This is a genomic window from Micromonospora vinacea (assembly GCF_015751785.1).
GTDB classification, from domain to species: domain Bacteria; phylum Actinomycetota; class Actinomycetes; order Mycobacteriales; family Micromonosporaceae; genus Micromonospora; species Micromonospora vinacea.
In genome coordinates this window covers 1,264,785-1,278,675 of sequence record NZ_JADOTY010000001.1, presented here as the reverse complement: position 1 = coordinate 1,278,675, position 13,891 = coordinate 1,264,785, and the positions used below count along the sequence as shown (strand labels likewise).

The 13,891-nt window shown below is 71.0% G+C and carries 12 protein-coding genes; 9 read left to right on the top strand and 3 right to left on the bottom strand.

The window, feature by feature from the left end; genetic code table 11:
- Position 1: 1 nt before the first annotated feature.
- Complete coding sequence (locus tag IW249_RS06215) at positions 2-1,336, bottom strand: TrkH family potassium uptake protein (RefSeq protein WP_307788533.1); 1,335 nt, start codon at positions 1,334-1,336, stop codon at positions 2-4.
- Positions 1,337-1,476: 140 nt separating this feature from the next.
- Here IW249_RS06215 and IW249_RS06210 point away from each other — a divergent pair, with 140 nt between their 5' ends.
- Entirely contained in the window at positions 1,477-2,589 is a 1,113-nt protein-coding gene (locus IW249_RS06210) for a glycerophosphodiester phosphodiesterase (RefSeq protein ID WP_196919884.1), read from the top strand.
- A 378-nt stretch (positions 2,590-2,967) separates the two neighbouring features.
- On the opposite strand, the gene IW249_RS06205 is transcribed toward IW249_RS06210, so the two are convergent.
- Entirely contained in the window at positions 2,968-3,234 is a 267-nt protein-coding gene (locus IW249_RS06205; RefSeq protein WP_231392420.1) for a GntR family transcriptional regulator, read from the bottom strand.
- 260 nt (positions 3,235-3,494) lie between these two features.
- On the opposite strand from IW249_RS06205, the gene IW249_RS06200 reads away from it, so the two are divergent.
- From IW249_RS06200 to IW249_RS06175, 6 genes are all read left to right on the top strand, one after another.
- Positions 3,495-3,734 (top strand): hypothetical protein, encoded by a 240-nt coding sequence (locus tag IW249_RS06200; RefSeq protein ID WP_196924651.1) that lies wholly within the window; start codon positions 3,495-3,497, stop codon positions 3,732-3,734.
- A gap of 226 nt (positions 3,735-3,960) precedes the next feature.
- A complete protein-coding gene (locus IW249_RS06195) occupies positions 3,961-5,160 on the top strand; it encodes a substrate-binding domain-containing protein (protein WP_196919883.1) in 1,200 nt (399 codons plus the stop codon).
- A gap of 2 nt (positions 5,161-5,162) precedes the next feature.
- Positions 5,163-5,906: an ABC transporter ATP-binding protein gene (locus tag IW249_RS06190; RefSeq protein WP_196919882.1), complete on the top strand. Its 744-nt coding sequence runs from the start codon at positions 5,163-5,165 to the stop codon at positions 5,904-5,906.
- A gap of 56 nt (positions 5,907-5,962) precedes the next feature.
- Complete coding sequence (locus tag IW249_RS06185) at positions 5,963-6,688, top strand: ABC transporter ATP-binding protein (protein ID WP_196919881.1); 726 nt, start codon at positions 5,963-5,965, stop codon at positions 6,686-6,688.
- A complete protein-coding gene (locus IW249_RS06180; protein WP_196919880.1) occupies positions 6,688-7,578 on the top strand; it encodes a branched-chain amino acid ABC transporter permease in 891 nt (296 codons plus the stop codon). The genes IW249_RS06185 and IW249_RS06180 overlap by 1 nt, the downstream gene beginning before the upstream one ends.
- Entirely contained in the window at positions 7,575-8,684 is a 1,110-nt protein-coding gene (locus IW249_RS06175; RefSeq protein ID WP_196919879.1) for a branched-chain amino acid ABC transporter permease, read from the top strand. Before IW249_RS06180 ends, IW249_RS06175 begins: the two co-directional genes overlap by 4 nt.
- An 84-nt stretch (positions 8,685-8,768) precedes the next feature.
- Here the strand turns inward: IW249_RS06175 and IW249_RS06170 are convergent, their stop codons facing one another.
- Positions 8,769-9,590 carry a hypothetical protein gene (locus IW249_RS06170; RefSeq protein WP_196919878.1) on the bottom strand — a complete coding sequence of 274 codons (822 nt, stop codon included), beginning with the start codon at positions 9,588-9,590 and terminating at the stop codon, positions 8,769-8,771.
- Positions 9,591-9,737: 147 nt separating this feature from the next.
- Between IW249_RS06170 and IW249_RS06165 the strand changes: the two genes are divergently transcribed.
- Together IW249_RS06165 and IW249_RS06160 are read left to right on the top strand one after the other, a co-directional pair.
- Positions 9,738-11,549 (top strand): AfsR/SARP family transcriptional regulator, encoded by a 1,812-nt coding sequence (locus IW249_RS06165; RefSeq protein ID WP_196919877.1) that lies wholly within the window; start codon positions 9,738-9,740, stop codon positions 11,547-11,549.
- A gap of 56 nt (positions 11,550-11,605) precedes the next feature.
- Positions 11,606-13,738 carry a DEAD/DEAH box helicase gene (locus IW249_RS06160; RefSeq protein ID WP_196919876.1) on the top strand — a complete coding sequence of 711 codons (2,133 nt, stop codon included), beginning with the start codon at positions 11,606-11,608 and terminating at the stop codon, positions 13,736-13,738.
- Positions 13,739-13,891: the final 153 nt, after the last annotated feature.

Sequence of the window (13,891 nt, the reverse complement as noted above, 5' to 3'; positions counted from 1 at the left end):
CCTAGCCGACAATGGGTTGCTCCTGGGGATAGCGGTAGAGCCGGCGCCGGGTGTTCAGGGCGATCGCCGACCCCAGGGTGAGCGTCCCGACCCGGCCGATGAACATCAGCACGGTCAGCGCCAGTTGGCCGCCGGCCGGCAGTTCGGCGGCCAGACCGATGGTCAGACCGGTGGTGCTGAACGCCGAGGTGATCTCGAACAGGGCCGCGACGAAGCGGACGCCCTCGGTGAGCAGCAGCAACAGCATGGTTCCGGCCGCCACCAACGCGACACTCAGCAGCGCCACGGTGACCGCCTGCCGCTGGCTCGCGGTGGCCACCCGCCGGTGCCCGATCGTCACGTCGGGCTCACCCCGCAGCTCCGCCCAGATGGTGAACGCCAGCAGGAAGAACGTGGAGACCTTGATGCCCCCGGCCGTGCTGGCGCTGCCGCCGCCGATGAACATCAGCACGATCAGCAGGGGGTAGCTCTCCTCCTGAAGGGCGGCGATGTTCAGGACGCTGTAGCCGCCGGTGCGGCTCAGCGCGATCTGGGTGAACGACGCGAGGATCTTGCCGGGTACGTCGTACTGGCCGATCGTGCTCGCGTTGGTCCACTCGGCGGTGAGCAGGCCAACGAAGCCGATCACCAGCAGCACCACGCTGCCCCAGATGGTCAACTTCGTCGCCACCGCCCAGTGCACCGGCTGACGCCACTCGCGTACGGCCTCGAACAGCGCGGGAAACCCGAGCCCGCCGATGATCGCGCCGATCGCCAGCGGCAGCGACACCCACGGGTCACGGCTGAAGGCCAGCAGACCGTCGGTGTAGAGCGCGAAGCCACCGTTGTTGAACCCCTGTACGGCGTGGAAGGCACCGGACCAGAGGGCCCGCCCGAACGGATAGTCGTAGGCCAGCCAGAGCCGACCGGCGATCAGCACTGTCATCACCGCCTCGCAGGCGAAGACGGTCAGCGCGATCCGGCGGAGCAACCGGCCGACGTCACCGATGCCGAACTCCGCCGTCTCGGCCTGCACCAGCAACCGGTTGCGCAGCCCGAGCTGACTGGAGACCACCAGGATGACCAACGCCGCGACGGTGAGGATGCCGAGGCCGCCGAGCTGGGTGAGCAGGGTGATCACCACCAGTCCCCAGCCGGACCAGTAGTTCGGCGTGTCGGTGATCGCCATGCCGGTGACCGACACGGCCGAGGTGGCGGTGAAGAGCGCCGTGACCACGGGTGGGCGTACGTGTTCGACGGTCGCCCAGCGCGCCATGAGCAACCCGGTCCCGAGCAGGATCGGCACCAGGAACGCGAACGGCACCAGCCGCACGGGATTGCGGAAAAACCGGCGCACCAGACAATCTTCCTGGCCGCCCGCCACCCTGGAGGGGGAACGGGCATTCCGGAGATTCATCTGCCGGCCAGCCATCGACCAACTCCTGGCAAATCGCGGGCGGTCTGCTTACCCGGACCAACCGATGACAGGAGACGGCGTTGCGACGTACCCTCTCGACCCTCGGCGTGGCCGGCGTTCTGCTCGCCGCCGCCGTGGCCCTGCCGACCATCGCGGCCGCCGAACCGGCTACGAACGCTGACCACTCCCGGGCCAACGACCGACCAATCGTGATCGGTCACCGGGGCGCCAGCGGCTACCGCCCGGAGCACACGCTGGAGGCGTACCGGTTGGCGATCCGGATGGGTGCCGACTACATCGAGCCGGACCTTGTCTCCACCTCCGACGGCGTGCTGGTCGCCCGGCACGAGAACGAGATCTCCGGCACCACCGACGTGTCGACCCGCCCGGAGTTCGCATCCCGCAAGGCGACGAAGACCATCGACGGCGTCGCGGTGACCGGTTGGTTCACCGAGGACTTCACCCTCGCCGAGCTGAAGACGCTGCGGGCCAAGGAGCGGCTACCGCAGGTACGCGTGGCGAACACCGCCTTCGACGGCCGCTTCGAGGTGCCCACCCTCCAGGAAGTCATCGACCTGGCCCGGACCGAGGGGCGGGCACGGGGCCGCACCATCGGCATCTACCCGGAGACCAAGCACCCGAGCTACTTCGCCTCGATCAAACTGCCGTTGGAGGAGCCACTGCTCCGGGTGCTGCGGCAGAACAAGCTGGACCGGAAGAACTCGCCGGTCTTCATCCAGTCGTTCGAGACGGCCAACCTGCGTCGCCTGAGCCGGCTGACCGACGTGAAGCTGGTCCAACTGCTCGACGCGACCGGCCGCCCCTACGACTTCACCGTCGCCGGTGACGCCCGCACCTACCAGGATCTGGTCACGCCGGCCGGGCTGAAGTGGATCGCCGGGTACGCCGACGGCATCGGCGCGAACAAGAACCTGCTCGTCCCCCGGAACGCCGCCGGCGCCCTGCTCGCCCCCACCACAGTGGTACGCGACGCACACCGGGAGCACCTGCTCGTGCACTCGTGGACGTTCCGCGCCGAGAACCAGTTCCTTCCGGTGGACTTCCGGATCGGCACCGACCCGAACGCGCGCGGCGACATCACCGCCGAGTACGAACTCTTCCTCGGTCTGGGCCTCGACGGTGTCTTCAGCGACCACCCGGACACTGCCGTCGCCACCCTCGCCGGCCGCTGACCCACACTCGGCCCGGAGCTGATCCGCTCCGAGCCGACCACCGGGCCGACCATGCCCGGCCCACACGCTGGCCCGTCGTCCGTCACCCGGACGACGGGCCAGCGGCACGTCCGGGCGGGTCCGCCCCGCAAGATCACAGGATGACGGCCGCTCCTAGCGCGCCGTCCGCCGCAAGATCGTGCTCGATCCAGGAAGTAGTGGTGTCGTGCGCGGGGCGAGGCCCCTACATCCAGGATCGAGCACGATCTCGAGACCAAACCGCCGACTCGAAGGTGTTAAGGCAGCAACATCACCGTTGTTGCTGCTTCGACTCGCTCCGAGGCAGCAACAACGGTGAAGTTGCGGCGATCTTCGCCCGCTGCGGTCGGACGGGGAGTGCTACCGGCCGGGGTGTTCGGCGACGTAGGTGCCGCGGCCGGGCTGACCGGTAATCAGCTCGCGGTCGTGCAGCAGAGAGAGCGCCCGGGAGGCCGTGTTCATGTGCACGGCGTAAGCCTCGGCGAGTTCCCGGGTGGAGGGCAGCTTGTCGCCCGGCTTCAGGTCGCCGCTCTTGATCTTCGCGGCGATCTCATTGGCGATGCGGCGATATGGGGCTTCTGCTGTGGGCATGGTGAGGACTCCGGTCGGTTCGGCGTCCTCGATCATGCCGGCCTACACCAGTTACTGCAACAGGCTGTGGTGTCGCTGCTTCGAAGGGTCGACCTACACAAGCATTTGGGGTAGGTTGCTGATGTCCGGCTCCGGTTGGTTCGGCAAACCCTCGGGGGCGGGCGTGAGGTGGGCTCCGCGTTCGTACCGCCGCCGATGAGGGCTGCGGGCGTGGGGCCGGGCGGTCTGGTGGGCGTCCCCTACCCGCACACCGGACCGCCCACCAGATCGACGAGTCGAGGGTGATGGCTGTGCGCATGGAAAGAGAGCGTTTCGTGGTGCACCTGCCGGTGGTCGCGGTAGACCTGCCGGGGGCGCTGCGGTTCGCTCGGGTGATCACTCGGGCGCTGGGCTTCCTCGCCGACGTCGATCGGGCGGAGACGACGGTGTCCGAGGAGGACGCTCAGTGCGTACGTCATCGGGTCTTCTGCGACAGCTTGCTCGATGGTCGTCGGCGCTGCCCGCGCGCGGCGGCCCACGACGGACCCTGCGGGTGACCGAACCGGGCGAATGGCGCGGAGAGACACACGGCTCGGGTGGTCCGTGGGGGTTCGGGCCATCGAGGGCGTGGGCTCCCGGCTGGTAGTGCGGCCCGTTGTAACCCTCGGCCACCTCATTCCTGTTACTTGTGTGTTTCCGCCACATAGCTCGTGGGTGACGTCACTTCTAGCGTGAGCCGTCACGAAGAAGTTCTCTCCCTCTGAGTCCTCATGTGGAGTCGCAATGACGGTCCGGACGACGCGGCGGGCGTTCCTCTCCGCCGCCACGATGATGGCCGCGGCGCTGGCCGCCACGGCCTGTGGCAGCCCGCAGGACACCGCCACCGGCGGCGGCGACAGCGCCGCGCCGGTCAAGGTCGGCCTGGTGTACTCCCAGTCGGGAGCCCTGGCCAGCTACGGAAAGCAGTACATCGAGGGGTTCAAGGCGGGGCTGGACTTCGCCACCCAGGGCACCGGCAAGGTCGGTGACCGCAAGATCGAGCTGACCGAGGTCGACGACGCGGGCGATCCGGCCAAGGCGGTCTCCGCGGCGAAGGACCTGATCGGCAAGGGCACGAAGATCATCGCCGGCTCCACCGCCTCCGGTGTGGCGCTCCAGGTCGCGCCGATCGCGGCGCAGAACAAGGTCCTGTTCATCTCCGGCCCGGCCGCCACGGACGCGGTGACCGGCGCGAACAAGTACACCTTCCGCTCCGGTCGGCAGTCCTACCAGGATGTGGTGACCGCCAAGTCGTTCATCGGCGACCCGACAGGCAAGAAGGTGGTGGTCTTCGCCCAGGACGGCGCGTTCGGCGACGCCAATGAGGCGGCCGTCAAGGCCGTCATCGGCACCGCGGGCGCGACAGTGAGCAGTGTCCGGGCCCCGGCCAGCGCCACCGAGTTCACCCCGTTCGCCAGCCAGATCAAGGCCGCCAAGCCGGACCTGCTCTTCGTGGCGTGGGCGGGCACTACCGCCCCGGCCATGTGGCAGACCCTCGACCAGCAGGGCGTCCTCTCGTCCACCACTGTCGTCACCGGCCTGGACATCCGCGCCTCGTGGCCGACCTTCGGTGCTGCCGGCGCGAAGATCTCCTTCCTGTCGCACTACTTCGACGGTGCCAGCGACACCGAGGCCAGCAAGGCGCTGAAGGCCACTGTCAACACCATCGACCTGTTCCACCCGGACGGCTTCGCCGCCGCCCAGATGGTGGTCCGCGCCGCGCAGGAGGGTGGGGACGACGTCGACAAGATGGTCACCGCACTGGAGGGCTGGAGCTTCGACGGGGTCAAGGGCAAGATGACCATCCGGGCCGCCGACCACGCGCTGCTCCAGCCGATGTTCCAGGCCAAGCTGACCGGCAGCGGCACCGCGTTCACGGCGACCGCGCAGAAGAGCCTCACCGGTGACGAGACCGCGCCGCCGGCCGTGGCCATGAAGGGCTGACCATGCTCGCCACCCGCGGTCTGACCTGGCGGATCGGTGAGGTCGCCATCGTCGACAGCGTCTACCTCGACCTGGCGCCCGGGGAGTTCCTGGGCGTCATCGGGCCGAACGGCGCCGGTAAGACCTCACTGTTCAACCTGATCACCGGCCTGCGCCGGGCCACCGAGGGCCGGATCGTTCTGGACGGGCAGGACATCGGGGCGCTTCCGCCGCACCGGCGGGCCCGCCTCGGTCTGGGCCGTACCTTCCAGGCGTCCTCGGTCTTCGGCTCGCTGAGCGTGCGGGAGAACGTCCGGCTCGCCGTGCAGGCGCACCGCGGGGGCTCGATGGCGCTGTGGCGGCGGGCGGCGGCCGACCGGGAGGTCGCCGCCGCCGCCGACGCGGCGCTCGACCGGGTCGGTCTCGCCCACCGGGGTACGGCCCTCGCCGGCACCCTGGCCCACGGCGAGAAGCGCAAGTTGGAGATCGCCCTGCTGCTCGCCGGTGAACCGCGGGTGATGCTGCTGGACGAGCCGATGGCCGGGGTCAGCGCCGAGGACGTACCGGACCTGGTGGCGGTCATCAAGTCGTTGACCGGCGACAGCGGCCGGGCTGTGCTGATGGTCGAACACCACATGGACGTCATCCTGGAGTTGGCCGACCGCATCGCCGTCATGCACCACGGCGCGCTGCTGGCCTGCGACACCCCGGAGACGGTCATGGCCAACCCCACGGTGCAAGAGGCCTACCTGGGGGAGTCGCTGTGAGCGCGAGGAGTGAGCCGGGTTTGCGAGCCCCGCAGTCGCGAACGGAGGCAGCCCCGATGGAACCAGTTCTCAGTGTGGAGGAGTTGTCGGTCCGGATCTCCGGGCTGCACATCCTCCAGGGGGTGTCCTTCACTGTCGCCCCGACCGGCGTGACAGTCCTGCTCGGTCGCAACGGCGTCGGCAAGACCACCACGCTGCGCGCGATCGTCGGCCTCACCCCACCCGCCGGGGAGGTCCGCGGCACCATCCGGATGGGCGCGCAGAGCCTGCTGGCCCGGCCGACGCACCGGCTGGTCCGCGGCGGGCTCGGCTACGTGCCCGAGGACCGCTGCGTGTTCGCCGGGCTCACCGTCGCGGAGAACCTGCGGCTCGCCGAGCGGCGCGGCACCAGCCCGGCGTACGACAAGGTCTTCGCGCTCTTTCCGGAGTTGGACCGGCGCGGACGGCAACGGGCCGGTTCGCTCTCCGGCGGGCAGCAGCAGATGCTCGCGATCGGTCGGGTGCTGCTCAACGACAACCGGCTGCTGCTCGTCGACGAGCCGACCAAGGGGTTGGCGCCGAAGGTGGTGACCGAGGTGGCCGAGGTGTTGGAACGGGTCGCGGAGTCGGTGCCGGTGCTGCTGGTCGAGCAGAACCTGGCCGTCGTACGCCGACTGGCCCGCGACGCGGTCGTGCTGGCCGCCGGCAAGGTGGCCTGGACCGGCGACGCCCGTGAGCTGCTGTTGGAGACCGCGTTGACGAAGTCGCTGCTCGGGGTCGGCTCGGCGGAGGTGTCTCACTGATGGGGACCGTGATCCTGTTGGCGCTGACCGGGCTCGGCCTGGCGGCGCTGTACTTCCTGGTCGCCTCGGGCCTGTCCCTGGTCTTCGGCCTGGCCGACGTGCTCAACTTCGCGCACGGGCTGTTCCTCGGCGTCGGCGCGTACGGCACCTGGTGGGCGGCGGGCAACCTGCCGGGCGCCGGCCCGGACGGGTTGGGCTTCGTGTTCGCTGTCGCCTTCGGGGTCGCCGCCGGCACGCTGGTCGCGATCCTGGTCGAGCTGGTGCTGATCCGCCCGTTGTACTCCCGCACCATCGAGCAGGTGCTGGTCACCGTCGGGCTCTCGCTGGCCGGGGTGGCGTTGCTCCAGGCCACCTGGGGTGCGGACGCCCGGCCGTTCCCGCGTCCGGACTGGACCCGGCAGGTGACCGGGATCCTCGGCGCGCAGGTGCCCAACGGTGGTCTGCTGCTGATCATCGCGGCGGTGCTGGTGCTCGGCGCGATCCTGGCGTTCCTGCGCTGGACCCGGTACGGCCTGGTGATCCGGGCCGGGGTGGAGAACCGGGAGATGGTGACCGCGCTGGGCATCGACGTCCGCAAGGCGTTCACTCTGGTCTTCGCGATCGGTGGGGCGGCTGCCGCGCTCGCCGGCGCGCTCGGCGGGGTCTACTTCGGCACCGTCTCGCCCGGGCAGGGCGGCTCGCTGCTGATCTTCGCGTTCATCGTGGTGGTGATCGGCGGGATGGGCTCGGTGGTCGGCTCCGCGTACGCGGCGGTCGTGGTCGGGCTGGTGCAGCAGTTCGTCAACTACTACGGCACGTCCGGGCTGGGCGACATCTGCGTGGTCGGGCTGCTGGCCGTGGTGCTGCTGCTGCGCCCGCAGGGCATCGCCGGAAAGGTGGCAACGGCATGACGGTGATCGACGCGCCTCGCGCGCAGGTGCCCGACGAACTGAGCCCGCAGCGGGGGCGGTGGCACCGGGTCCGCCCGTTCCTGCCGCTGGTCGCGCTCGTCGTGCTGGCGATCCTGCCGTACTCGACGATCTCCCTGCCGGGGATCTTCGAGGGGCCGGTCAACTCGCCCGGCACCCTGCAACTGCTCGCCATCTGCCTGATCTTCGGCGGGTTGGCGGCCGGATACGACCTGCTCTTCGGCCGGACCGGGATGCTCTCCTTCGGGCACGCGTTGTACTTCGCCGCCGGTGTCTACGGCACCGACATCCTGGTCACCCGGGCCGGTCTGCCGCTGTGGCAGGCGGCGCTGCTGACCATCACCGGCGGCACCATCCTGGCGGCGCTGCTCGGCGCGGTGGCGCTGCGGACTGTGGGCATCGCGTTCGCCATGGTCACGTTGGCCTTCGCCCAGGTGGGCGCGATCCTGGTGGCCCGGGACTTCGGCGGCCTCACCGGTGGTGAGGAGGGCCTGCCGCTGGACGTGTCCGGGCTGCCCGCCGGGCTGGTGGGGGTGACCAACACGGTCAACCTGTACTGGTTGGCGCTGGCGTACCTGACCCTTGTGGTCTTCGTGGTGCACCGGGTGAGCGGGTCACCGACCGGTCGGGTGCTCGCCGGGCTGCGCGACGACGAGCGGCGGATCGGCGTGCTCGGGCTGGACCCGTACCGCTACAAGCTGGTGGCGTTCACCCTGGCCGGTGGCCTGGCGTCGGCGGGCGGGGTGGTCTACGTCCTGATCGTCGGTGGCGCGTCGCCGCACATCACGTCCTCCGAGCTGACCCTGTCGCTGCTGGTCATGGTGGTGCTCGGCGGGCCGGGCACCCGGTGGGGTCCGGTGCTCGGTGGTGTCCTCTACATGTACCTGGACCACCGGCTCACCGCCTTCGGCACGAGCGACGCGGTGGACAACCTGCCGGCCTTCCTCAGCCGTCCGCTGAGCCAGCCGCTGTTCGTACTGGGCACTGTCTTCATCCTGGCCGTCTACTTCTTCCCCGGAGGCCTGACCAGCCTGGCCCCCCGCCTGTCCCACCTGACCCGCGCCCTCCGCCCCCGCTCCCCCCGCTGACCCCGACCCCACCACCCCGTCGATGTCGACGGGGTGGTGGGGTCGGGGGGCGCGGCTCCCCGTGTGGCCGCGACCCCCTGGTGGTCAGCTGTTGAGCATGTCGTAGGCCACCTTTGGCGCCTCCTGCGCCGCGCTCCCGGTCGGCGCGGCGAGCTTTGGCGCCGAGCCGTAGTCGGCGTACTTCACCAGGTAGGTCCAGGCCTTCGCCTTGCCGGCGGCGGGGATGGCCAGGGTGAGCGAGGCGAGGTTGCCGTCGGGGCCGACGACGGCCGTGAACGGAACCTGCCCGGCCGCCGCACCCAGGGCCGCCACCTCCTCCTCGCCGACAGCCTCGCCAGCCTGGCCCTTGGTCAGGTCGACGACCCCGGTGTACGTCTTGTCGTCCTTCGCCTCGACCGAGGTGGCGGCCTCGATGATCGGGCCGGCGTTGCCGACGTCAGCACCGTCGTACGTCGGCGCGGTTTCCCCATCGGTCAGCTTGGCGCGGTCCAGTTCCATCCAGCGGCTTGGCAGCTTCGGCAGCCCGGTCAGCCCTTCGGTGCCGGTGAACTTGACCTTCACCCAGAGCTTCTCCTTGACCAGGAGGAACGACATCCGGGTGGTGAAGCCGTGCTCCGGGTCCTTGTACGCGGCAGTGAGGTCCATGCCCTTCGCGGCCGGGTCCACGACACCTGAGATGTCCGAGTCGGAGTCCTTTCCGGTGAACCGGAATGCTCCCTCGGTGCCGTCCGGCACCGCGGCGAGCAGCGCCTCCTTCGGCGTGGGGGTTGGGCTCGGGCTGCCGCCAGCGGCGGGACCGGACCCGTCCGGGCCGCAGCCGGCCAGCAGCGTGGTCGCGGCGATGACGCCAACCAGGGTGCTGACGGTTCGCCGGATGGTGCCGGTGTGGCCGGTTCCGTTCGTCATCACAGAATCTCTTTCCTTGACGGTGCTTGGCTCTTGCCGGGAGAGATGCTGCCGGGCGGTACGGCGGGACCACTGCCGATATGCTGCGGTCCGACGGCGGTGCACTCACGGGGCGCCGGCAGTGGGGTGTCAGGAGCGGAAACTCGCATGTCAGGTGAGCTGCGCTTCGAGGTTCTCGGGCCCCAGCGGGCCTGGCACGGCGACCGGGATCTCGACCTGGGGGCCGGCAAGCAGCGGGCCGTCCTGGCCGTGCTCCTGCTCTCCGGCGGCCGTCCGGTCACCACCACGCAGATCGTGGACGCCGTGTGGCCCGAGGAGCCGCCGGCCAACGGTGCGAACGTGGTGCAGAAATATGTCGCCGGGCTGCGTCGGGTGCTGGAGCCCGAGCGCACTCCGCGTAGCCCCGGTCAGGTGCTGACGCTCACCGACGCCGGTTACCAGCTCCGGGTCGGGCCGGACGCCGTCGACGCCATCAGATTCGAGCGGGGGATCCGTCGGGCCGAGCGGCTCCGCGCCGAGGATCGGGTGGCCGAGGCGGTGACCGAGCTGAAGACCACACTGGAGTTGTGGAAGGGCGAGCCGTTCAGCGGCTTCGCCGGGCCGTTCTTCGACTCCGCCCGACAGCGTTGGCTGGAGCTGCGGGCCACCGCGCTGGAGAGCTGGGCCGACCTGGAGCTACGTCTGGGCGGGCACGGAGAGATGGTCGGTGAGCTGCGCGAGTTGACCGCCGAGTTCCCGCTGCGGGAGCGGCTGCGACACCAGTTGATGCTGGCGCTGCATCGCAGCGGGCGGCAGGCCGAGGCGCTGGCCGAGTACCGGGACTTTCGCGGCCTGTTGCGCGACGAGTACGGCATCGAGCCGGGTGATGCTCTCCAGGACCTGCACCGCCGCGTCCTGCGGGCCGATCCGGCGCTACTGCCGCCCACTGCCGTGTCACTGCCGTCGACGACCGTCGAACCAGCCAGGCCCAGCTCCGGACCACCGGCCCCCGCCCGACCACCCACCGCCGGGCCACCCGCCGGGTTGCCGACGACAGTTCCCGCGCGACCGGATGAACCGTTGACCAGGGGACTACCGCCGCCGTCGACAGCGGAAGCCGCGGCCGTGCCGCCGCAGGCCGGCCCACCACCCGTCAGCTCGCCACCGCTGTCGACTCACGCCCCGGAGCCAAGCCCGGCGTACGGCCCCCCGCCGAACCTGTCGACCCTGGTGACCGCGCCGCCACCCCTGGATGGCGCGAAGCGCGCCAGGATGTCGCCGCCACGCTGGGCGAGCAGGGTTGCCACGATCGTCGGTACGGCACTCGTCCTGCTCTCCGGCGGCTGCCTCACCTGGGTCGTGATCCTCGCGTACGCGGTCTGGCGGCGTAGCTGGCGGCTCGCCATCGCCGGCGTCGGCTACCTGGTCCTGATCACCATCGAGGTGAACCTGCTCAACATCGAGGACCCGGAGGCCGAGGTTCCGGGCGTCACCGCGTTCTCGTTCTTCGGCCTGGCGCTGATCACCTGGGTTGTCGGGGCGGTGCACGTGATCCTGCTCAGTCGCGGCCTCTGGGCGGCGATCACCGGCAGCCAGCGGACGAACGCGGACGATCGGGTCGACGTCGAGCGGCGCGTCCGGCGGGAGCACGCCCGCTACCTGCTGTACCACTACCCGGCGGCGCGTGGTGAGCTCAGCATCGGCCGACCCGACCTGGCCCGGAGCTTCGACGACGGCGGCCTGATCGATGTCAACGCCGTCCCGGAGCAGGTGCTCGCCACACTGCCCGGCCTGACCGAGCACCAGTGCCGGCAGATCGTGGTGGACCGTTGGATGCGCGGCCCGTACGCCTCGATGGAAGAGTTCGCGGGTCGTTGTCTGCTACCTCCGAACACCACCGAACCGCTCCGTGAGCTGCTGGTCTTCCTGCCCCCGACGTCGGTGCCCGTCGCGGAGCAGCCGCCACCGGTCGGATCGTGACCGGAACCTCTCGCGCAGTCCGGGGCGTTGACGCACGGCGCTGGTAGAAATGCCGGGTGGAGACAGCAGAGCGGGCAGGCGTACGGGAGCGGGCCGAGGCGGTGCTGCGCCGGCTGGCCGGTGACCACGCCCGGCTGCGCGAGGACCAGTGGCGCGCCATCGAGGCACTGGTCGTCGACCGGCGGCGGGTGCTCTGCGTCCAGCGCACCGGTTGGGGCAAGTCGGCTGTCTACTTCGTGGCCACCGCCCTGCTCCGGGACCGTGAGCAGGGCCACCAGGCCGGGCCGACGGTCATCGTGTCGCCGCTGCTGGCGTTGATGCGCAACCAGGTCGAGGCGGCCGCTCGGGCCGGCATCCGGGCCCGCACGATCAACTCGGCGAACCTCGACGAGTGGGACGAGATCACCGCCGAGATCCAGACCGGCGCTGTGGACGTGCTGCTGATCAGCCCGGAACGCCTCAACAACCCGGACTTCCGCGACGGCGTCCTGCCGAAGTTGGCCGCCACCACCGGCCTGCTGGTGGTCGACGAGGCGCACTGCGTCTCCGACTGGGGGCACGATTTCCGGCCGGACTACCGGCGGCTGCGGACGTTCCTCGCCGAACTGCCCGAGCGCACCCCCGTGCTGGCGACCACCGCCACCGCCAACGCGCGGGTCACCCAGGACGTCGCCGAGCAGCTCGGCGACGCCCTCATCCTGCGCGGCACCCTGGACCGCGAGTCGCTGCGCCTCGGGGTGCTCGACCTGCCCAGCCCGGCGCACCGGCTGGCCTGGCTCGCCGACCACCTGGACCAGCTGCCCGGCTCAGGCATCGTCTACACGCTGACAGTGGCGGCAGCGGGCGAGACGGCCGAGTTCCTGCGCTCCCGGGGCTACCCGGTCGCCTCGTACAGCGGGCAGTCCGACGACGCCGACCGGCGGGCCGCCGAACAGGACCTGCTCGACAACAAGATCAAGGCGTTGGTCGCCACCAGCGCCCTCGGCATGGGCTTCGACAAGCCTGACCTGGGCTTCGTCGTCCACCTCGGCGCGCCACCCTCGCCGATCGCGTACTACCAGCAGGTCGGCCGCGCCGGCCGCGCCGTCGAGCACGCCGAGGTGCTGCTGCTGCCCGGCGTCGAGGACGCCGCGATCTGGCGCTACTTCGCCTCGCTGGCGTTCCCACCGGAGCAGCAGGTCCGGGCCGTGCTGGCAGCCCTGCACACCGACCGCCCGCTCTCCACCCAGGCACTCGAACCCCTCGTCGACCTGCGCCGGGCCCGGCTGGAGCTGATGCTCAAGGTGCTCGACGTGGACGGCGCGGTCCGCCGGGTGCGCGGTGGGTGGCTCGCCACCGGCGAGCCGTGGGTCTACGACGAGGCCCGGTTGCGCCGCGTCGCCGAGGCGCGCACCGTCGAGCAACAGGCCATGCGGGAGTACGCGACCACGTCCGACTGCCGGATGCGGTATCTACGGGAACGCCTGGACGACACCGAGGCGGTCGACTGCGGCCGGTGCGACAGGTGCGCCGACCCTCTCTTCGCCGCCGACGTGTCGACGGCCGCGCTCGCCGCCGCGCAGGCCTTCCTGGGCCGACCCGGCGTGGAGATCGCGCCGAAGAAGCTCTGGCCGACCGGGCTCGACGCGGTGGGCGTACCCCTCAAGGGCCGGATCGCCCCCGCGGACCAGGCGCTGCCGGGCCGGGCCGTCGGGCGGCTCTCCGACCTGGGTTGGGGTGGCCGGCTGCGTGCTCTCGTCGGCCCGGAAGCGCCGGACGCGCCGCTGCCCGACGACGTCGCCGGCGCGGTCGTGGAGGTGCTGAAGGCGTGGGCGCACGGCGACGACCCGTGGCCCCGCCGGCCGGTGGCGGTGGTCGCTGTCGGTTCCCGGAGTCGGCCCCGGCTGCTCGGCTCGCTCGCCGAGCGGATCGCCACAGTGGGCCGGCTGCCGCTGTTGGGTGAGGTCGCCGCATCCGGCCCCGGAGGCCCGGCCGGGCCGCGCGGCAACAGCGCCCAACGGGTACGCGCGCTGCACGACGCCTTCACCGTGCCGGCCGACCTGGCCGATGCGCTGGCCGGGCTGGACGGCCCGGTGCTGCTCGTCGACGACCTGATCGACTCGGGCTGGACGATGACGCTGGTGGCCCGGGCCCTACGCCGGGCCGGCGCGACGGACGTGCTCCCGCTCGCCCTCGCCGTGGCTGGCTGACCCGCCGCCGTCGCGCCGGTCGCGTGGCCGTTCGGGTCTGCGCCGTCGTCCGTGCTTGGTCCCGGTGCTGCGGCGCGGGTTGCGGCGGTCGGGTGGGAAAGTTCCCGGGCGGCGTCGAGTGCGACAGGCGCCACGCTGTCCGGGCGTCGGCCT